The sequence below is a fragment of the Salmonella sp. 741265055_HSA genome (assembly GCF_046569525.1).
Taxonomy (GTDB): domain Bacteria; phylum Pseudomonadota; class Gammaproteobacteria; order Enterobacterales; family Enterobacteriaceae; genus Salmonella; species Salmonella enterica.
Map to the genome: position 1 here is coordinate 58,707 of NZ_JBKFSQ010000016.1, position 20,895 is coordinate 79,601.

17 protein-coding genes and 1 pseudogene are annotated in these 20,895 nt (G+C 49.7%); 6 read left to right on the forward strand and 12 right to left on the reverse strand.

Translation table 11 applies throughout. From position 1 onward, the window contains the following. Positions 1-138: 138 nt before the first annotated feature. The 7 genes from ihfB to ACLD4K_RS11075 all read right to left on the reverse strand — a co-directional run bounded on the left by ihfB (position 139) and on the right by ACLD4K_RS11075 (position 7,445). The gene (ihfB, locus tag ACLD4K_RS11045; protein ID WP_000167332.1) at positions 139-423 is read right to left on the reverse strand and encodes an integration host factor subunit beta; all 285 of its coding nucleotides are present in this window, start codon (positions 421-423) and stop codon (positions 139-141) included. A 155-nt stretch (positions 424-578) separates the two neighbouring features. Next, positions 579-2,252, reverse strand: coding sequence for a 30S ribosomal protein S1 (gene rpsA, locus ACLD4K_RS11050; RefSeq protein ID WP_000140324.1), 1,674 nt, complete (start codon positions 2,250-2,252; stop codon positions 579-581). Between the two features lie 113 nt (positions 2,253-2,365). Beyond that, positions 2,366-3,049 (reverse strand): (d)CMP kinase, encoded by a 684-nt coding sequence (gene cmk / locus ACLD4K_RS11055; protein ID WP_411011861.1) that lies wholly within the window; start codon positions 3,047-3,049, stop codon positions 2,366-2,368. Positions 3,050-3,221: 172 nt separating this feature from the next. After that, complete coding sequence (locus ACLD4K_RS11060; protein ID WP_080160292.1) at positions 3,222-3,983, reverse strand: M48 family metallopeptidase; 762 nt, start codon at positions 3,981-3,983, stop codon at positions 3,222-3,224. Between the two features lie 142 nt (positions 3,984-4,125). Then, positions 4,126-5,409, reverse strand: coding sequence for a 3-phosphoshikimate 1-carboxyvinyltransferase (gene aroA / locus ACLD4K_RS11065; protein WP_000445190.1), 1,284 nt, complete (start codon positions 5,407-5,409; stop codon positions 4,126-4,128). Positions 5,410-5,478: 69 nt separating this feature from the next. Then, positions 5,479-6,567 (reverse strand): 3-phosphoserine/phosphohydroxythreonine transaminase, encoded by a 1,089-nt coding sequence (gene serC, locus ACLD4K_RS11070; protein ID WP_000079590.1) that lies wholly within the window; start codon positions 6,565-6,567, stop codon positions 5,479-5,481. Between the two features lie 185 nt (positions 6,568-6,752). After that, positions 6,753-7,445 (reverse strand): DUF421 domain-containing protein, encoded by a 693-nt coding sequence (locus ACLD4K_RS11075; protein ID WP_411011862.1) that lies wholly within the window; start codon positions 7,443-7,445, stop codon positions 6,753-6,755. A 136-nt stretch (positions 7,446-7,581) separates the two neighbouring features. Here ACLD4K_RS11075 and ycaO point away from each other — a divergent pair, with 136 nt between their 5' ends. From ycaO to pflB, 3 genes are all read left to right on the forward strand, one after another. After that, on the forward strand, positions 7,582-9,342 hold the full coding sequence (gene ycaO, locus ACLD4K_RS11080) for a 30S ribosomal protein S12 methylthiotransferase accessory factor YcaO (protein WP_411011863.1): 1,761 nt from the start codon (positions 7,582-7,584) through the stop codon (positions 9,340-9,342). A gap of 404 nt (positions 9,343-9,746) precedes the next feature. Beyond that, positions 9,747-10,604: a formate transporter FocA gene (gene focA / locus ACLD4K_RS11085; protein WP_183059717.1), complete on the forward strand. Its 858-nt coding sequence runs from the start codon at positions 9,747-9,749 to the stop codon at positions 10,602-10,604. A gap of 59 nt (positions 10,605-10,663) precedes the next feature. Beyond that, a complete protein-coding gene (gene pflB / locus ACLD4K_RS11090; protein WP_183059716.1) occupies positions 10,664-12,946 on the forward strand; it encodes a formate C-acetyltransferase in 2,283 nt (760 codons plus the stop codon). 71 nt (positions 12,947-13,017) lie between these two features. Here pflB and sopD2 read toward each other — a convergent pair whose 3' ends face one another. After that, positions 13,018-13,980, reverse strand: coding sequence for a type III secretion system effector SopD2 (gene sopD2, locus ACLD4K_RS11095; RefSeq protein WP_411011864.1), 963 nt, complete (start codon positions 13,978-13,980; stop codon positions 13,018-13,020). A gap of 121 nt (positions 13,981-14,101) precedes the next feature. On the opposite strand from sopD2, the pseudogene ACLD4K_RS11100 reads away from it, so the two are divergent. Further along, positions 14,102-14,432: pseudogene (locus tag ACLD4K_RS11100) on the forward strand (cytoplasmic protein); the annotation flags it as partial. A 118-nt stretch (positions 14,433-14,550) separates the two neighbouring features. Next, positions 14,551-15,348 carry a pyruvate formate lyase 1-activating protein gene (pflA, locus tag ACLD4K_RS11105; protein WP_000067928.1) on the forward strand — a complete coding sequence of 266 codons (798 nt, stop codon included), beginning with the start codon at positions 14,551-14,553 and terminating at the stop codon, positions 15,346-15,348. A gap of 281 nt (positions 15,349-15,629) precedes the next feature. On the opposite strand, the gene ACLD4K_RS11110 is transcribed toward pflA, so the two are convergent. Together ACLD4K_RS11110 and ACLD4K_RS11115 are read right to left on the reverse strand one after the other, a co-directional pair. Next, complete coding sequence (locus ACLD4K_RS11110; RefSeq protein ID WP_411011865.1) at positions 15,630-17,051, reverse strand: APC family permease; 1,422 nt, start codon at positions 17,049-17,051, stop codon at positions 15,630-15,632. A 217-nt stretch (positions 17,052-17,268) separates the two neighbouring features. Next, positions 17,269-18,417, reverse strand: a complete 1,149-nt coding sequence (locus ACLD4K_RS11115; RefSeq protein WP_183059713.1) for an MFS transporter — start codon at positions 18,415-18,417, stop codon at positions 17,269-17,271. A gap of 311 nt (positions 18,418-18,728) precedes the next feature. Between ACLD4K_RS11115 and ycaC the strand changes: the two genes are divergently transcribed. Continuing rightward, positions 18,729-19,355 carry an isochorismate family cysteine hydrolase YcaC gene (gene ycaC / locus ACLD4K_RS11120; RefSeq protein WP_000113739.1) on the forward strand — a complete coding sequence of 209 codons (627 nt, stop codon included), beginning with the start codon at positions 18,729-18,731 and terminating at the stop codon, positions 19,353-19,355. Positions 19,356-19,409: 54 nt separating this feature from the next. On the opposite strand, the gene ACLD4K_RS11125 is transcribed toward ycaC, so the two are convergent. Continuing rightward, positions 19,410-20,273 carry a dimethyl sulfoxide reductase anchor subunit family protein gene (locus ACLD4K_RS11125; RefSeq protein WP_138010068.1) on the reverse strand — a complete coding sequence of 288 codons (864 nt, stop codon included), beginning with the start codon at positions 20,271-20,273 and terminating at the stop codon, positions 19,410-19,412. Position 20,274: 1 nt separating this feature from the next. Further along, positions 20,275-20,892 carry a dimethylsulfoxide reductase iron-sulfur subunit DmsB gene (dmsB, locus tag ACLD4K_RS11130; protein ID WP_000213069.1) on the reverse strand — a complete coding sequence of 206 codons (618 nt, stop codon included), beginning with the start codon at positions 20,890-20,892 and terminating at the stop codon, positions 20,275-20,277. Between the last annotated feature and the right edge of the window lie 3 nt (positions 20,893-20,895).

Below are 20,895 nucleotides of genomic sequence, written 5' to 3' on the forward strand. Positions count from 1 at the left end.
ACCTGATAAATGTAAGACGCAGCAAAAAATGCGAAACGTTTTCCAGTTTTCAGTCGAATAGCGTTTGCGCCTGACGGCGTATAAATGAAAAAAGCACCCTGACGGTGCTTTTTTCGGGTTCAAGTTTTGCGTTAAAACTTAACCGTAAATATTGGCGCGATCGCGCAGTTCTTTACCCGGTTTAAAGTGAGGAACGTATTTTCCTTCCAGTTCCACTTTATCGCCGGTCTTGGGGTTACGTCCGGTACGAGGCGCGCGGTAATGCAAAGAAAAACTGCCGAAACCGCGGATTTCAATACGCTCGCCCTGCGCAAGAGTCGAGGCCATATGCTCCAGCATCTCTTTTACCGCGTCTTCAACCGCCTTAGCGGGAATGTGAGATTGCTGGGTTGCAAGTCTTTCAATCAATTCTGACTTGGTCATGATTCCTCCGGTTCCTTAAAGACAAATTGGCTGCAGCCGTTAGATTGATTAAGGGCGGCCGTAGCCGCCCTTAGTGCTTGATTACAGGCCGAAATCTGCAATCTGTCAAGTAATCTCGTTATACTTCGGACTAAAAGGCCCGAAATTTCAGAGGATTACTCGCCTTTAGCTGCTTTGAATGCTTCAGCCATTGCGTTGTTAGAGAAGTTTGCATCTTCCTGTTTGTTAACAGTTGCGATGGCATCTTTCTCGTCAGCTTCGTCTTTCGCGCGAACAGACAGGCTGATTGCGCGGTTTTTACGATCAACGCCAGTGAATTTAGCTTCAACGTCGTCGCCAACGCTCAGAACCAGAGTCGCATCTTCAACGCGGTCACGGGATGCTTCAGAAGCACGCAGGTAACCTTCAACGCCGTCAGCCAGTTCTACAGTTGCGCCTTTAGCGTCAACGGCAGTGACTTTACCGGTTACGATAGCGCCTTTCTTGTTCAGAGCAACCCAGTTGTTGAACGGATCTTCTGCGAGCTGTTTAACGCCCAGGGAGATACGTTCACGTTCTGCGTCAACCTGCAGAACAACTGCAGCGATCTCGTCGCCTTTTTTGTATTCACGAACTGCTTCTTCGCCTGCAACGTTCCAGGAGATGTCAGACAGGTGAACCAGGCCGTCGATGCCGCCGTCCAGGCCGATGAAGATACCGAAGTCAGTGATAGACTTGATTTTACCTTCAACGCGGTCGCCCTTGTTGTGGGTTTCTGCGAACTGCTGCCACGGGTTAGATTTGCACTGCTTCAGACCCAGGGAGATACGACGACGTTCTTCGTCGATATCCAGAACCATCACTTCCACTACGTCGCCGACGTTAACCACTTTGGACGGGTGGATGTTTTTGTTGGTCCAGTCCATTTCGGAAACGTGAACCAGGCCTTCAACGCCTTCTTCGATTTCAACGAAGCAGCCGTAGTCGGTCAGGTTGGTCACGCGACCGGTCAGTTTGGTACCTTCCGGATAACGTTTAGCGATAGCTACCCACGGATCTTCGCCCAGCTGTTTCAGGCCCAGGGATACACGGGTACGCTCGCGGTCGAATTTCAGCACTTTCACGTTGATTTCGTCGCCAACGTTCACGATTTCGCTCGGATGCTTAACGCGTTTCCAGGCCATATCAGTGATGTGCAGCAGGCCGTCAACGCCGCCCAGATCAACGAATGCACCGTAGTCAGTGAGGTTCTTAACGATACCTTTAACTTCCATGCCTTCCTGCAGGTTTTCCAGCAGCTGATCGCGTTCTGCGCTGTTTTCGGATTCGATAACGGCACGACGAGAAACCACAACGTTGTTACGTTTCTGGTCCAGCTTGATTACTTTGAATTCAAGCTCTTTGCCTTCCAGGTGCAGAGTGTCACGCACCGGACGAACGTCTACCAGAGAACCCGGCAGGAACGCGCGAATACCGTTCAGCTCAACAGTGAAGCCACCCTTAACTTTGCCGTTGATAACACCGGTAACAGTTTCAGCATCTTCGTAAGCTTTTTCCAGCGTGATCCATGCTTCGTGACGTTTAGCTTTCTCACGAGAGAGCAGAGTTTCACCGAAGCCGTCTTCTACTGCATCCAGAGCAACGTCAACTTCGTCACCAACCTGGATTTCCAGTTCGCCCTGGGCGTTTTTGAACTGCTCAGCCGGAATGGCAGACTCAGATTTCAGACCGGCGTCAACCAGTACTACGTCTTTGTCGATAGCAACAACAACACCACGAACAATGGAACCCGGGCGGGTTTCGATTTCTTTTAAGGATTCTTCAAAGAGTTGAGCAAAAGATTCAGTCATGTTTAATCTTCAGGTTTCATATTTAACGTCCACCTGGCTCCGTGCCGGATGGGGTTGTTTAACATACCCGCTGTCAATCCTTTGCAACGGGGGTACTACAAATTCGGTCGCATTTAAGCGAGAGCCAATTTTTGGCGCGCATATTGTAACGCTTTTTCAATCACTTGCTCAATGCTTAATCGGGTAGAATCCAAAACTAATGCATCAGCAGCAGGAACTAACGGCGCTACAGCGCGATTACGATCGCGATCGTCGCGTTCCTTGATCTCGGCCAAAAGGCGTTCAAAGTTAACACTAAAGCCATTCTCCTGCAACTGTAGCATACGTCGATGCGCACGTTCCTCCGAGGAGGCGTCAAGGAAAATTTTTACCGGCGCATCCGGGAAGACCACGGTCCCCATATCGCGTCCATCGGCGATTAAACCAGGCGCTTCGCGGAATGCACGTTGGCGGCGAAGAAGCGCTTCACGCACGCGTGGGAATGCCGCCACCTGGGATGCCGCGTTCGCGACTTCCTGCGTACGAATTTCGCTGCTAACGTCCTCGCCTTCCAGGATAACTTCCAGGTTGCCGTCCGTTGAGACAAAACGCACGTCCAGATGGGACGCCAGCGGCACCAGCGCATCTTCAGAGGCGAGATCGACATGGTGGTGCAATGCCGCCAGCGCCAGTACGCGGTATATCGCGCCGGAATCCAGCAGATGCCATTGCAATGCTTCCGCCATTGCTTTGCACAAGGTGCCTTTACCTGCACCGCTTGGGCCATCAATGGTTATTACCGGGGCAATTGCCGTCATCTTTATCTCCTTAAACAGGCGTACCGTTAACGTAAACGCCGCGCATTATACGCGCCAACGCTCGCGACCGTTAACGTTGCGTGCAAAAACCAGTTTTGTCTGTAATCAGATGCGGAATAATTGCGCAATTATAGCGGGCCGGCGAGAAACCAGCCCGAAAGATGACAATGATTTACTTTTTATCTTCGGCAATTCTGTCGCGCATATGCTGCGCGCGATCGGCTGAGGCCGGGTGGGAGTCCATCAATGATTTTGCATGACCTGCGTCCATTGTGGCGAATTTATCGAATGCCGTGACTAAGCCCTGGGTGTTAATCCCGCGTTTTTTCAGCAGATCGTAAGAGAAGTCATCCGCATCCGACTCCTGACTGCGAGAAAACGCCGAATTGATGACGTCTTCCGCCAGATCGCCCAATTGAGACTGGGAAAGCTGCGCTGCGACGCCGCTGGTGGCGGAAATCGCATCGCGAGCCGCCAACGTGGCATAGGCGGTCTGCATCGCCTTGCGGGAGTGCCCTAAAGAGACATGGCCCAGTTCATGGCCCAGTACGCCTTCAATTTCATTATCGGTCATCAGATCCATCAGGCCGGAGTATACGCGAACGCAACCGTTCGCCATTGCCCATGCGTTGATATCGCTGGTCATATAGACTTTATAGCTAACCGGCGTACCGTCAATGTTGTTACCCAGCGCTTTGGCGATTTTGCTCAGACGTTTGGTGTATTTGCTTTTTGAACCTGCCAGTTGATTCTCGCTGTCCATTTGTTTACAGGCATTATTAGATAATGCCTTAACATCCGCATCGGACAGTGTGGCGGCTTTGTAGGCTGACATGCCGGAACTGGCGATTAAATTGCCATTCACGCCATTTTTACATCCTGCCAGTAGCGTAGCGGAAATCGCCACCGCCAGTAGTAATGATTTATTTTTCATACTAATCTTCCGTTGATAACTATTATAAAAAACACATAAATCAATGTGTTAAATCATCAACAAATTAGCATTAGTCATAATTGTAAAAATAGTGCGAATGCGGACTCGGCGCGCCAGCCTGTCGACTGGCGCAACAGAAAAATTAGGCAGGCGTGCTCATCCGCGCCAGTTGTTCGAAATAATCAGGGAACGTTTTTGCGGTACATTTAGGGTCCAGGATCGTGACTGGCGTATCGGACAGTGCGACCAGTGAGAAACACATCGCCATACGGTGGTCGTTGTACGTGCCAATATCCGCGTGTTGGAGCTTCGCCGGCGGCGTGATACGAATATAGTCGTGCCCTTCTTCGACTTCAGCGCCCACTTTACGTAGCTCGGTCGCCATCGCGAACAGGCGATCGGTTTCTTTCACTCGCCAGTTATAAATATTGCGCAGCGTCGTGGTTCCTTTCGCAAACAACGCCGTGGTGGCAATCGTCATCGCCGCATCCGGAATATGGTTCATATCCATATCTATGGCGTGCAATTCGCCGCGCGTGCAGGCAATAAAATCATCGCCCCAGGTAATAGTCGCGCCCATTTTCTCCAGCACATCGGCAAAACGAATATCGCCCTGCATACTTTTGCGGCCAATCCCGGTCACTTTTACCGTGCCGCCTTTTATCGCCCCGGCGGCGAGAAAATAGGACGCTGACGAGGCATCGCCCTCGACCAGATAGCGACCCGGAGAGTGATACTGTTGACCGCCCTTTACGACAAATTGTTGGTAGTGATGGTTCGTTATCTCCACACCAAAGGTTTTCATTAAATTTAGCGTGATATCGATGTAAGGTTTTGATACCAGTTCGCCTTTAACGCGAATAGTTGTGTCTTCAGGCGCCAGCGGCGCGGTCATCAGCAGAGCGGTCAGGAACTGGCTGGAAACGCTACCATCAACCTCAATGTCGCCGCCGGTAAAACCGCCGCGCAAACGCAGGGGCGGATAGTTTTCCTGCTCCAGGTAATCAATATTCGCCCCGCCCTGACGCAGCGAATCAACCAGATGGCCTATCGGACGCTCTTTCATACGCGGTTCGCCGGTTAACACTATCTCATTTTGCCCCAGACATAGCGCTGCCGCTAACGGACGCATCGCGGTTCCGGCATTACCGAGAAACAGTTCCAGAGCGCCTGGCGCGCGTAATGCGCCGCCATTACCCGTGATGTCACAGCGGGTGCGATCGGCAGAAAGGGTGTAATTGATCCCCAACGCGCTCAGGGCATTGAGCATATGGCGGACGTCATCGCTATCCAGCAGATTCGTCAGAACGGTTTTACCACAAGCTAAAGCCGCCAGGAGCAAAGCACGGTTTGAAACACTTTTGGAGCCAGGTAAATTAATGGCGCCATCGACCCGCGCGATGGGTTGTAACGTCAGGGATTCCATGAAACTCAACTCTCAAAAAACAGAAATAAAAACCCCACAGACTGGCCGTGGGGATGAAAAAGAAACGTTTTAGCCGTGGCGACGCTCAAAATCGATCATGAAATCGGTCAGCGCTTTCACCCCTTCAATCGGCATGGCGTTATAGATAGAAGCGCGCATACCGCCAACAACACGGTGCCCTTTTAAGGCGTGCAGACCGGCAGCGAAAGACTCTTCCAGAAAGACCTTGTCCAGCGCATTGTCCGCTAACTGGAACGGAACGTTCATCCGCGAACGGTTAGCCTGCGCGACATCATTACGGTAGAAATCGCTGTTATCAATCACACCGTACAGCAACTCCGCTTTTTGCTGATTGATTTTGTGCATCGCCGCCACGCCGCCCTGCGCTTTCAACCATTTGAACACCAGACCGGAAAGATACCAGGCGAAAGTCGGCGGCGTATTAAACATTGAGTCGTTATCATTCAGGACGGTGTAGTCGAGGATGGACGGGCAGCTCTCATGCGCCTTGCCTAACAGATCCTCCCGGACGATAACCAGCGTCAGTCCTGCCGGACCGATATTCTTCTGCGCGCCAGCATAAATTACGCCATAGCGAGAGACATCCAGCGGCGCAGACAGAATGGTAGAAGAAAAGTCCGCCGTGACGACCACCTCCGGGCCAAAATCAGGCGTTTCATCGATGGCGATGCCGTCAATGGTCTCATTCGGGCAATAGTGTAAATAAGCGGCGTTATCGGAAAGCTGCCACTCGCGCATCGGTTTTACGGCACGTTTGCCGTCAACGGTGATTTTGGCGTCGATAATCTGCGGCGCACAGTATTTTTTGGCTTCTTTGATGGCGCTCGCCGCCCAGTAACCGGCATCGACATAATCCGCCGTGGTTTTATCGCCCAGCAGATTGAGCGGCACGCCAGCAAACTGCCCGCGACCGCCGCCGTGACAAAATAAAACTTTATAGTTGGAGGGGATATTAAGGAGATCGCGAAAATCCTGCTCCGCCTCTTCAGCGACCTGGATAAACTCTTTGCCTCGATGGCTAATTTCCATTACCGACGTACCAAGACCGTGCCAGTCACGCAGTTCCTGTTGCGCCAGTTTAAGTACTTCCGCCGGTAGCATCGCCGGACCTGAACTAAAATTAAAGACCTGAGCCATTTCCCCTCACCACGCTGCATTGTTTCCTGCCTGACAGACATCAGGCAAACGTTATTCATGTGAATATCGGTTTTATCATTCAGTGACACGCGCCGCAATGGGTAAAACAATGCGAGGAGAAAATGCGGCGTGCGTCACACAACAGAATCTTCCGGATTAACCGTATAAATCCGATATTTTCGCTGTTAAACAACGCGTTTAGCCCGGCTTGCCTTCGTCCATTCTGGATTTGCGCAGCGCGGACATAATTGCTTTTCCCCGGCGTTCATGCGTATCACTTCACTGCAACGCACGCAGGCATAGTCGCCAGCCTCCGGCGCCACGATAAAGCGTGGCGTACAGTACTCAGGAAGAATGCTTAATCCCGGTTTAACGTCTTTATTTTCAAAGAAATAGACGCTGATTTGTCCGTTTGTCTCCAGGATGGCCAGTCTGACCTGCCCCAGTTGCTCAACGCCATTCAAGCGAAGCTCCATAAAAAACTCAAACTCCGTCATGTTCGAGCGCTGCAGTTTTTCCCACGCCAGTTCGCCGTCTTCAATAATGACCACCGACTTGCCTTCCAGCAGATCTTCCAACTTTTCACTATGCGCCATCAGCCACATGACCAGGCGATAGAGTAGCGCCAGGGTGATGAATACCACCAGAACAGGGAGCATCGGAACGTCATCATAAAACGCGACGTCGCCTGCCGCCGACCCCAATGTCAAAATGATCAGCACTTCAAAAAGCGACATTTGCCGTACGCCGCGTCGTCCTGTCACCTTTAAGAAAAGAAACACCAGAGCAAAGGTGTAAAAGCTACGTAGCGCCACTTCCCCCAAAAACGCTACCGGCACGTTATCCAGCGCCATTCGTTGCAAATCAAATGCTTTCATTTTTTATGCTCTTCCTGTGAATTCCTGTGTAAAAGCATAGCCAATACTTTTATTTCCGCCGTTGTCCCGCTGAGATAGCGCCCGTCACATAAAACCCGTATCATTGCGCGCTTTCCGTACGATAAAAGTGATTTTCATGACGCAAACATTTATTCCCGGCAAAGACGCCGCGCTGGAAGACTCCATCGCCCGCTTCCAACAAAAGTTACTCGACCTTGGCTTTCACATCGAAGAGGCCTCCTGGCTGAACCCGGTGCCAAACGTCTGGTCAGTGCATATTCGCGATAAAGAGTGCGCGTTATGCTTTACCAACGGAAAAGGCGCGACCCAAAAAGCGGCGCTGGCCTCGGCGTTGGGCGAATACTTCGAGCGTCTGTCAACCAACTACTTCTTTGCTGATTTCTGGCTTGGCGAAACGGTCGCCAATGGGCCATTCGTGCATTACCCGAACGAAAAGTGGTTCCCGCTGACTGAAAATGACGACGTACCGGAAGGCTTGCTTGATGCCCGTCTGCGCGCGTTTTACGATCCGGAAAATGAACTCACCGGAAGCCAGTTAATTGATCTTCAGTCCGGCAATGAAGCACGCGGCGTCTGCGGCCTGCCATTTACCCGTCAGTCCGATAACCAGACCGTGTATATTCCGATGAATATCATTGGCAACCTGTACGTCTCTAACGGAATGTCCGCCGGCAATACGCGTAATGAAGCCCGCGTTCAGGGACTGTCGGAAGTCTTCGAGCGTTATGTGAAAAATCGCATCATTGCGGAAAGTATCAGTCTGCCGGAGATTCCCGCAGAGGTGATGGCGCGTTATCCGGCGGTAATGGAGTCAATCGCCACGCTGGAAGCCGAGGGTTTCCCGATTTTCGCCTATGACGGCTCGCTGGGCGGTAAGTATCCGGTTATCTGCGTCGTGCTGTTCAACCCGGCTAACGGTACCTGCTTTGCTTCTTTTGGCGCGCATCCTGACTTTGGCGTTGCGCTGGAACGTACAGTGACCGAGCTACTCCAGGGACGCGGTCTGAAAGATCTTGATGTCTTCACGCCACCAACGTTCGATGATGAAGAAGTCGCGGAGCACACTAATCTGGAGACCCACTTCATCGACTCCAGCGGCCTGATTTCCTGGGACCTGTTCAAACAGGACGCCGATTACCCGTTCACGGACTGGAGTTTCTCCGGCACTACCGAAGAAGAATTCGCCACGCTGATGGCCATCTTTGCTGCTGAAGATAAAGAAGTTTACATTGCCGATTACGAGCATCTCGGCGTATACGCCTGTCGTATTATCGTACCGGGAATGTCTGATATTTATCCTGCCGAAGATCTGTGGCTGGCCAACAACAATATGGGTAGCCATCTTCGTGAGACTCTGCTTTCGCTGCCCGGTAGCGCCTGGAATAAAGAAGACTATCTCAATCTGATTGAACAATTGGATGAAGAAGGTTTTGACGATTTCACCCGCGTGCGTGAACTGCTGGGTCTGGCGACCGGGGCGGACAATGGTTGGTATACACTGCGCGTCGGCGAATTAAAAGCAATGCTAGCATTAGCGGGCGGCGATTTGGAGCAGGCGCTAATCTGGACAGAATGGACGATGGAGTTCAATTCGTCGGTCTTTAGTCCGGCACGCGCAAACTATTACCGTTGCCTGCAAACGCTGCTGCTCCTGTCGCAAGAAGATGCACGTCAGCCGCTGCAATATCTCAATGCTTTTATAAAAATGTATGGTGCAGAGGCTGTAGAAGCCGCCAGCGCTGCGCTTAGCGGTGAAGCGGCTTTTTACGGACTACCGGCTGTCGACCGCGATCTACAAGCGTTCCCGGCGCATCAGTCCTTGTTAAAAGCGTATGATAAATTACAGCGCGCGAAAGCGGCATACTGGTCAAAATAAGGCCATATAAGTGACTTAGGGTAGGTTTACCCTCTCGGCTGCGTTATATTACGGGGTGCCTTTGCGGCCCCGTTTTATTTATTTTCGCTAAACGGCGAAAAATGTAATAGCCAGGTTAAATATTGGTTGTTGATATTAAATTAATTGACATAGTGGTGTTACTTTATTTGTTGATTACTCCATATTAATTAACCGTGCAGCAGGAGGAGCCAGGAAAAAATTCAACTCTATTTATAATTTTTAAAATTTATTTTTATTAGGATAATCAAAAAGTTACACCGTAATTGCATAAAAGCCATGCGATTTACGGGCCTATAAGCCAGGCGAGATATGATCTATATCAAATTCTCATCTATAATGCTTTGTTAGTATCTCGTCGCCGACTTAATAAAGAGAGAGTTAGTGTGAAAGCTGACAACCCTTTTGACCTTTTACTCCCTGCAGCAATGGCCAAAGTGGCTGAAGAAGCAGGCGTCTATAAAGCAACGAAACATCCGCTTAAGACTTTCTATCTGGCGATTACCGCCGGCGTATTCATTTCAATTGCCTTTGTTTTTTATATTACTGCGACAACCGGTACTGGCGCGATGCCTTATGGCATGGCGAAACTTATCGGGGGTATCTGTTTCTCTTTGGGACTGATTCTCTGTGTTATTTGCGGCGCTGATCTTTTCACCTCTACTGTTCTGATCGTTGTAGCTAAAGCTAGCGGTCGCATCACCTGGGGGCAACTGGCTAAAAACTGGTTAAACGTCTATTTTGGTAACCTGATTGGCGCTCTGCTTTTCGTGTTACTGATGTGGCTTTCCGGCGAGTATATGACTGCCAACGGTCAATGGGGACTTAACGTCCTGCAAACCGCCGACCACAAAATGCACCACACTTTTATTGAAGCTGTCTGCCTCGGTATTCTGGCGAACCTGATGGTTTGTCTGGCCGTGTGGATGAGCTACTCAGGTCGTAGCCTGATGGACAAAGCGTTCATCATGGTACTGCCCGTCGCCATGTTTGTCGCCAGCGGTTTTGAGCACAGTATCGCAAACATGTTTATGATTCCTATGGGTATTGTAATACGCGATTTCGCTACACCGGCGTTTTGGACCGCGGTTGGTTCGTCTCCGGAAAGTTTTTCTCACCTGACCGTGATGAGCTTCATCACTGATAACCTGATTCCGGTCACGATCGGTAATATTATCGGCGGCGGTTTGTTGGTCGGGTTGACATACTGGGTCATTTACCTGCGTGGTAACGAGCATCATTAATCTGTTGATGCCCATTACACGCAGTAAATAAAAAATCCACTTAAGAAGGTAGGTGTTACATGTCCGAGCTTAATGAAAAGTTAGCCACAGCCTGGGAAGGTTTTACCAAAGGTGACTGGCAGAATGAAGTAAACGTCCGTGACTTCATTCAGAAAAACTACACTCCGTATGAGGGTGACGAGTCCTTCCTGGCTGGCGCTACTGACGCGACCACCAAGCTGTGGGACAGCGTAATGGAAGGCGTTAAACAGGAAAACCGCACTCACGCGCCTGTTGACTTTGACACCTCCGTTGCTTCCACCATCACTTCTCACGACGCTGGCTACATCAACAAAGCGCTTGAGAAAATTGTTGGTCTGCAGACTGAAGCTCCGCTGAAGCGTGCGATCATTCCGTTTGGCGGCATCAAAATGGTTGAAGGTTCCTGCAAAGCGTACAATCGCGAGCTGGACCCGATGCTCAAAAAAATCTTCACCGAATACCGTAAGACCCACAACCAGGGTGTATTCGACGTTTATACTCCGGACATCCTGCGTTGCCGTAAATCTGGCGTTCTGACCGGTCTGCCGGATGCGTATGGCCGTGGCCGTATCATCGGTGACTACCGTCGCATAGCGCTGTACGGTATCGACTACCTGATGAAAGACAAATTTGCGCAGTTTACGTCTCTGCAATCCGATCTGGAAAACGGCGTAAATCTGGAAGCGACTATCCGTCTGCGTGAAGAAATCGCTGAACAGCACCGCGCTCTGGGTCAGATCAAAGAAATGGCGGCTAAATACGGCTGCGATATCTCTGGTCCGGCGACTAACGCTCAGGAAGCAATCCAGTGGACTTACTTCGGCTACCTGGCTGCGGTTAAATCTCAGAACGGCGCAGCAATGTCCTTCGGTCGTGTATCCACCTTCCTGGATGCGTACATCGAACGTGACCTGAAAGCAGGCAAAATCACCGAGCAAGACGCACAGGAAATGATTGACCACCTGGTCATGAAACTGCGTATGGTTCGCTTCCTGCGTACTCCTGAATATGATGAACTGTTCTCCGGCGACCCGATTTGGGCAACCGAATCTATCGGTGGTATGGGCGTTGATGGCCGTACTTTGGTCACCAAAAACAGCTTCCGCTTCCTGAACACCCTGTACACCATGGGGCCGTCCCCGGAGCCGAACATCACCGTTCTGTGGTCTGAAAAACTGCCGCTGAACTTCAAAAAATTCGCCGCAAAAGTGTCCATCGACACTTCTTCTCTGCAGTACGAGAACGATGACCTGATGCGTCCGGACTTCAACAACGATGACTATGCTATCGCGTGCTGCGTAAGCCCGATGATCGTTGGTAAACAAATGCAGTTCTTCGGCGCGCGTGCAAACCTGGCGAAAACCATGCTGTACGCAATCAACGGCGGCGTTGATGAAAAACTGAAAATGCAGGTTGGTCCGAAATCCGAACCGATCAAAGGCGATGTTCTGAACTTCGACGAAGTGATGGATCGCATGGATCACTTCATGGACTGGCTGGCTAAACAGTATGTCACCGCGCTGAACGTTATCCATTACATGCACGACAAGTACAGCTACGAAGCCTCTCTGATGGCGTTGCACGACCGTGACGTTATCCGCACCATGGCGTGTGGTATCGCAGGTCTGTCCGTTGCGGCTGACTCCCTGTCTGCCATCAAATATGCGAAAGTTAAACCGATTCGTGACGAAGATGGTCTGGCTATCGACTTCGAAATCGAAGGCGAATATCCGCAGTTTGGTAACAACGACGCTCGTGTAGATGACATGGCAGTTGACCTGGTAGAACGTTTCATGAAGAAAATTCAGAAACTGACCACCTACCGTGGCGCTATCCCGACGCAGTCTGTTCTGACCATCACCTCTAACGTTGTGTATGGTAAGAAAACCGGTAACACCCCGGATGGTCGTCGCGCTGGCGCGCCGTTCGGACCTGGTGCTAACCCGATGCATGGTCGTGACCAGAAAGGCGCTGTCGCTTCTCTGACCTCCGTTGCTAAACTGCCGTTTGCTTACGCGAAAGATGGTATTTCTTATACCTTCTCTATCGTTCCGAACGCACTGGGTAAAGACGACGAAGTTCGTAAGACTAACCTGGCAGGTCTGATGGATGGTTACTTCCACCACGAAGCGTCCATCGAAGGCGGTCAGCACCTGAACGTCAACGTCATGAACCGTGAAATGCTGCTGGACGCGATGGAACATCCGGAAAAATATCCGCAGCTGACCATCCGTGTATCTGGTTACGCAGTACGTTTTAACTCCCTGACGAAAGAACAGCAGCAGGACGTTATTACTCGCACCTTCACGCAGACCATGTAATGGGTTTGACTGAAATTACGCTATAAAAAGCGTACAAAAAAGGCTCCATGTCTGTGGGGCCTTTTTAATTTTTATAAAAGCATATTTCGACAACCAGAATTTTTACTTATAAATAAAGTGTTATTATGTAATCTATATATTCTTCTCAGAATAGCATCAATTTCTCTTTTATTATTTTGATACTCATCATAATCCTTATTTAATACATCAGAAAACAGCATGGTGTTAGCTTTTGTAAAATCACATAACAATGACGGTATATATCCATGTAGCAGATAGATAAGTGTTGGATGAAACATATCAAACAGGACTTCCTCCTCCTCTAATTCCCAGTAACCTATTTTACAAAATTGGGTAGAAATCTCAAAAGACCCCATTTGAAGACAGCGTAGTTTATCCATCTCATCCTCAGTAAGCGTACCATTCCATTCAACACATGCCATTTTTCGATTTTCTCCAGATCGCATAAGCTTATAAACTTCATCCCTAATTTCATCATCCTCATTAACTGCCCCTCTAAGTTTATTAGCAAAGCCTTCTAATAATTCAGGATAGCGAGAAATTTTTTCTCCATACTTAGTACATATTTTAAAAAACAACTCTTCTTCATCTTCTTCCATCACTTTAAAAATACAGTGTTCTGAAACGTTGAGGAGACGATGCAAATTAATTTTATCAATAACATTGCCATCAATCTCAAATAAAACTTGTGTCTGATTCATATCAAAACGCATAACAAAGCGCTCTTGTTGGGATGGATCAGCGTATTGTTTTAATTGTACAAAGGCATGTATCTTCTCCATGCCGACTATATCAACATTAAGTTCAGCTTGATTTTCACGTTCACATCCATGGATGAGTGTATATAATACCTTCAGCACCTCTTGTTTTTTTTGTGTTCTGAAGTTGTCCTTAAATCTATCCCATACCCCCATGTATAGCGCTTGTTCTTTATCAGAATTCATCAAACGGACTAGCCGTGAATGATTAATTTCATAGTGATGATGATTACCAAAACTTAACGTAACTGGCATAATAACTCCCTTGATTATTTACCGCGAAAGCAAAATCCAATCCGTTGCTCTCATTCACTCTATTTAAGAGATTGAATCAGTCCGGGTTTAGAAATGGCATCAGATTTACACCTGATAACACGTTGAATGCAACGCCAGGCACTGGACAGGCATAACGTTCTTTGGACACATCTGAATTATGTTGAGAATTATTTTCGTTCTGACCACAACAAAACGGCGCCAACCATTCGAAAAAAGAGGTGGATCATAAACAGCAAAACCAGGGCGCTATGGATGATACACTTGCAGTATGTATTGCGGTTCGGGCGTTAAACAGAGGTACTGGGCTGATTAATGAGCCAGAATTTCTGGCGGTGCAAGTTATGCAGCATAGATTTGCCGTATATTTTATACTGAATAGAGGTAAAATAGCTCCATTGCAGCACATTCTGGAACAGCCACACATTCTGTAGTCCAAAATTTACGCTCGCAGTACCGCTTTTTTACAGGATGCAACCCCCTTAACAGGGTGCTCAACATGCCCGGAATGTGTCCATAAACCCCATGTTATTTAGAGCTAGCCGAAGCGATATGAGTAACTTAACCGATTGTATTACAAATGAAAGTGTTGCAGTAACTGCTGATAAAAAGCCGGTTATTGGTCGCATTCACTCCTTTGAATCCTGTGGCACCGTTGATGGCCCAGGCATCCGCTTTATTACCTTTTTCCAGGGCTGCCTGATGCGCTGCCTGTATTGCCATAATCGCGACACATGGGATACGCATGGCGGTAAAGAAATCACCGTTGAAGACTTAATGAAAGAGGTGGTGACCTATCGGCATTTTATGAATGCTTCTGGCGGCGGCGTGACGGCATCCGGCGGCGAGGCCATTTTGCAGGCAGAATTTGTACGCGACTGGTTTCGCGCCTGTAAAAAAGAAGGTATCCACACCTGTCTCGACACCAATGGCTTTGTGCGCCGTTATGACCCGGTGATTGATGAACTGCTGGACGTTACCGATCTGGTGATGCTCGATCTCAAGCAGATGAATGATGAGATCCACCAGAATCTGGTCGGTGTCTCTAATCACCGGACGCTGGAATTCGCGCAGTATTTATCAAAGAAAAATGTGAAGGTCTGGATCCGTTACGTTGTCGTTCCCGGCTGGTCTGACGACGATGATTCCGCGCATCGCCTGGGTGAGTTTACCCGCGATATGGGGAATGTCGAAAAAATCGAACTGCTGCCCTATCATGAGCTGGGCAAACATAAATGGGTGGCAATGGGCGAAGAATATAAACTGGACGGCGTAAAGCCGCCTAAAAAAGAGACCATGGAGCGTGTAAAGGGTATTCTTGAGCAGTATGGTCATAAAGTGATGTATTAATCGCCTGCTATCTTACCCGCTTTTAAACGGCTACCCATGACGGTAGCCGTTATGCTGTCTGGATAACGCTCTTACCGCTAAAATACCCGACCCTGCCGTCAGACAGGCCTGGTTAACAATATTGCGCTTACCAGGAATTAAACTTATCTGCTGCTGAGTTGAAGGTCTGACAACTATTGCTGCCCCGGCGCCTGTTAATACCGTTGTCTCCGCCTGGAACCCAGGCACCTGCAACCTTAAAAGGCGCTCGCCTGGCAGGAGCGCCGTGGAAAAGAGCGTCGTTATGTGTTTCTACGCGCCAGCAGTGGGAAAATTAATCCCAACCCGACCAGGACAAAAGGCGTCACGATGTTCAACGTCAGCTGGAATGTCCACTCCGGCGTGAACGCCTCCATTTTGGGGAAAATACCGGTAAGGCAGGCAAACGCGGTGAAGGCAAAACACCATATTCCCACAGTTAACGCCAACGCCCGGTTGCGAATAAACACATATTCGGGTTTGTACTTTTGTGCCAGTCGAATGACAGCAATAAAGGCGACAAATACCCACAGATAGCGCAGCGGCATAACAACTGAGTTGAGATTAAGCAGCCATTTGTACAGGTTGTTCATATCGCCGATGCCAAGCGTTGGCAACATAATCAAGATAGCGACCAACACCAATGTCAGCAAATAACCGTTAACTGGCGTACCTGAAGCGTTAGTACGACATAAGCGCTGCGGGATATATTTACTGTCTGCATCACCCAGCAATACTTTTAGTGGCGCATCAATAGAAAACACCAGCGCGGCGATTTGCCCCAGAGTATTGGCAATGGCATAAATCACCATTAATGCATTACCCATATGGTAATACTCACCCAATTTCTGAAATGCGTAATATTGCCCATTGGTCATTAAATCGTCAGGTATATGCCGGGAATCAAACATCATTCCCATCGCCAACGAACCGAGGATAGCACAGACCGCAACCATGACGGCTAAAAAGAGCATCCCCTTCGGGAATTCTTTTCCTGGATTCCGCGTCTGGTTGACGTAAGGCGAGATCTTCTCCGCCCCACCAACCGCAAAGACCAACATAGAGATGGTGGTGATATAGGTAAAATCGATATGAGGAATAAATGACTGCCAGGTGATGTTTGCGGTCGCAATTTCAACGTTTGTAATTGCTGGCGCGGTCACTGCCATCACAACATATAAAATTGACATGATAAACATGGCAATTCCGGCCACAGACCCAACAACCTTTAGCGATTTCATCCCCCTGGAAGCAACCCACATAAAGAAAACAAACAATGCCAGCGTCAGCCCCTGCAAGGCAACGACGGTATATTCTTTTATCAACGAGCCATCGCCTTTTAAAGCCCATCCCAATGCAATGAGTATCGCCTGCGGCTTTTGCGCCAGGTAAGGAATATGCACGACCCAATAAGTCCATGCCGCAAGGTAAGCCAACCCCGGCCCCATCGTATGCTTAATCCATGTACTGACGCCCCCTTTTCCCTCTTTGAAGGTTGAGCCCAGTTGCCCCACGATTAAGGCATAAGGAATAAAATAGAGCGCAAAAATAAACACCCAGGAGAAGACAACCACTAACCCCTGGTTAGCATAGTTATTGACAACATTGCCGAATCCCCAAACGGTAATAAACGACATCAAGGCGATGTTGTACCATCGCAACTGTTTTTCCTGCACATTCGGCATAACGCGATCCTTCGTGAACACAATGCTATTACTATAAATGAAGCGGGGAATTATGCGCGGTAAAGACGAAGAGAGAAAATAGAGGAACGCAAAATTATAACCTTCGACACATTTTATTTTTCAGCAAAGCAAGAAAATTATGCAGGTCAATTATTTTACGTAAAACATAAACAAAGAGTATGCAAGACTCACGTCCTGCATACGATTCAGAGAACAGTTAGGTATGGGCGACAGGATTGGGCGTCTGGCCGGCGTTACGTAACAGCATCAGCAGATAAATAAACGATACGCTGGCGATCATAATAAACAGCAGATTATCTGAATAATTCTGCATTAACATCGCAGCAAAAGACGGCCCCAACAGGCTCCCTACCGTATAACTTAACAGCAGCGCCTGGTTCATTGCCACAAGCTGGTGATGTTCGACTTTTTCACAGGCCCAGGCCATTGCAACGGGATAAAGCGTAAAACCCGCCGCCCCCAGAATAAACAGAGCTGGCGCCATCGCCGCCTGGGTTAACATAGCAATACTGCCGAGTATGACAACGAATACCTGTACGCGTAACACCAGCAAGCGACCAAATTTGTCCGCCAGACGTCCCATTGGCCATTGCCCCAAAATACCGGCGCTCACCAGCACCGCCATCCAGAAACCAATGCTGGCGTTAGCCATCCCCTGATGCTTCAGATATAACGGCATCAGACCATATAATGAACCAAGAACAATGCCGGAAATAATACAACCATTCACGCCAAGACGCGCCTGGCGTAGCTTCAGCATGGCGCTAATAGAAGAGGAATGACGTGTCTGCGTTTGCTGATTTACAATCCGGGTAAAGAGTAGTGGCAGAATTCCCGCCAGAATCATTCCGGTAACCCAGGGAAGGACGTACAGCAATTCACCAGACACTTTACTGACCAATAATTGTCCAAGGAAGGTCCCCATGTAATAGACCATCATATAGGCAGCAAGCAGGCGCCCGCGATTATGCGAGGTTCCGCTGCACATCAACGCGCTTTCGACAACAACCCAAATCATGGCGCAGCCGATGCCGGCAATAAAACGCCAGCTCATCCAGCTCCAGAACCCCACCATCACGCCCAACCCGACACAGCCCGCGGCGAAGATCAGCGAGGCAAGATAATAGCTACGGTTAAACCCAATGCGTTTAATTAAATACCCGGTAAATAACGTCCCGACCAGATTGCCGGTAAAATAAGACGAACTGACCATCCCCACCTGCCAGGTAGGAAGGTTTGCCTGAGCAAGCCACAACGGCACAAGCGTATTCAGTACCGCAATGGCCAGGGTCAACAAAAGTAGCCCGCACAGCAAAAGCATGACGGGACGGGTATAGGTGGACATGAATAAAAACCGTGAGGAAGTTCAAATTTCATGCGCATCATGCCATCGCCAGAAACATTGTCAATCGGCTCCGCATGGGCGATTCGCAAGTTTTGAGACTATCGATTTGATTTACTGATTCTGTACGTGAATATATTGAAAGGCTAAAAATTCATCCCCTTGTTTTTATTGATCTAACCCACAAAATCGGCGTTTTGTTCAGTCGAAAAATTTCATGGTTCCTGCAGACGCGTTTTTCCGGTCTATGCTTTCAGGTAAAGGCTACATCACAAGACTTTTGCTACCTCACTCCCCTTCCAATGGAGAAGATAATGGCCAGACCTTATGTTCGTCTCGATAAAAATGATGCCGCCGTGCTGCTGGTTGATCATCAGGCCGGTTTGCTTTCGCTGGTTCGGGATATCGAACCGGATAAGTTTAAGAATAATGTGCTCGCCCTCGGAGATTTAGCAAAATACTTCAACCTGCCAACCATTCTGACCACCAGTTTTGAAACCGGGCCTAACGGGCCGCTGGTTCCGGAGTTAAAAGCACAGTTTCCGGATGCCCCTTATATTGCACGTCCTGGGAATATCAATGCCTGGGATAATGAAGATTTCGTTAATGCAGTCAAAGCAACTGGTAAAAAGCAATTAATTATTGCGGGCGTCGTCACCGAGGTATGCGTGGCATTTCCCGCGCTGTCGGCCATTGAGGAAGGTTTTGAGGTCTTTGTTGTGACCGATGCGTCGGGCACATTTAATGAAATTACCCGCCATTCCGCGTGGGATCGCATGTCCCAGGCTGGTGCTCAGTTGATGACGTGGTTTGGCATCGCGTGTGAATTACACCGGGACTGGCGAAACGATATCGCAGGTCTGGCTACGCTGTTTTCCAATCACATTCCGGATTATCGCAATTTGATGACCAGCTATGATACGTTGACGAAACAGAAATAGAACACCGGGGCGAAAGCCCCGGTTTTACTCCACTGCCGGATAAGCAGCAGTATGTTAGCTGGCTACCGCCATGCCCACGGTCATATGCAGCCCATAGAATACGCCGCGGCCAATCAATTCCCCCGCCAGCATCAGAATGAAGGCGACAGAGAGCAACGGTACCGCAGGTTGATACCCTTTTAACTGTGGCACAATCCAGCAGCACAACGCCGCCGCAAGCAGCACCATACGCCAGGCCATCAGCGAGCCATAATCCGGCACCAGAGCAGACGCCTGCTGAATGGAACTGTGAATCGTCGCCAGTTCCGCGCCCTGCATGGCCACCATAATGGCAATAACCACCAGCGCCAGCACCGAAACCGCAGGCAACAGACGCATCGCCCAACCGTTCACGCCCGCGATGCGCAGCAGCAGATAACCCAGTAACGGGCCACCCATAAAGAGCGTCAGGAAGAAGCCCAGCGGCGTCCAGAAGCTATACCAGGTCGGTACTGTATCGATGCTGTTATAGACGCGTACCATCATCCAGACGAAGACGACGCCCAGTACCATCGTGATAATCAACCAGAGTGTGCGCAGTGCCGGCGGCAGCTTTTTCAGTACCGCCAACAGCCAGCCAATCCCGCCGACCGCAAAAAACACCGAGCCGCTGGCAATTTCATTGCTCAGTGCGGAAGCACCCACGCGGTTAAGCGAGTTAAACGCGCGCATCGGCGAGCCCAGATGCAGCATCGAGGCGATAAAGCCAATCCCCATCAGCACCCACAGACCAAACATACAGGCGATCACCCGCTGCTGCGTTTCCGCGCGCAGGTCGCCCTTCATCAGCGCCAGAGCCAGAACAATAAAACCACCGGCCACGCACTGACCAAAGACCGTGAAGATCATCAACGGCCATTCATGCCATCCACTTCCCATCTTATACCTCCTTCGGATTGGCCAGATAACCGGTGGTGTCCCCGGTCGGGCGGCTGTTGGCGTTGGGTTTAATCACAATATTCGGCTTCGTGAAATGCGCGCGCGGCAACGGCGCGACGGCAGCCAGCTCACCGTGTTTTTTACGCAGTTCGTCTATCGGGCCAAAATCCAGCGCCCGCAGCGGGCAGGATTCCACGCAAATCGGTTTCTTGCCTTCCGCCACCCGGTCATAACAGCCGTCGCACTTGGTCATATGACCTTTGGCCGCGTTGTACTGCGGCGCGCCGTACGGGCAGGCCATGTGGCAGTAGCGGCAGCCGATACAGACCTCTTCGTTCACCACCACAAAACCGTCATCGCGCTTGTGCATCGCGCCGCTCGGGCAGACTTTGGTACAGGCCGGGTCTTCGCAGTGGTTGCATGAAATGGAGAGATAATAGGCAAAGACGTTCTGGTGCCAGACGCCGTTATCTTCCTGCCAGTCGCCGCCCGCATACTCATAAATGCGGCGGAAGCTGACATCCGGGGTCAAATCTTTGTAGTCCTTGCAGGCCAGTTCGCAGGTTTTGCAACCGGTGCAACGGCTGGAATCAATAAAAAATCCATACTGGGTTGTCATCGG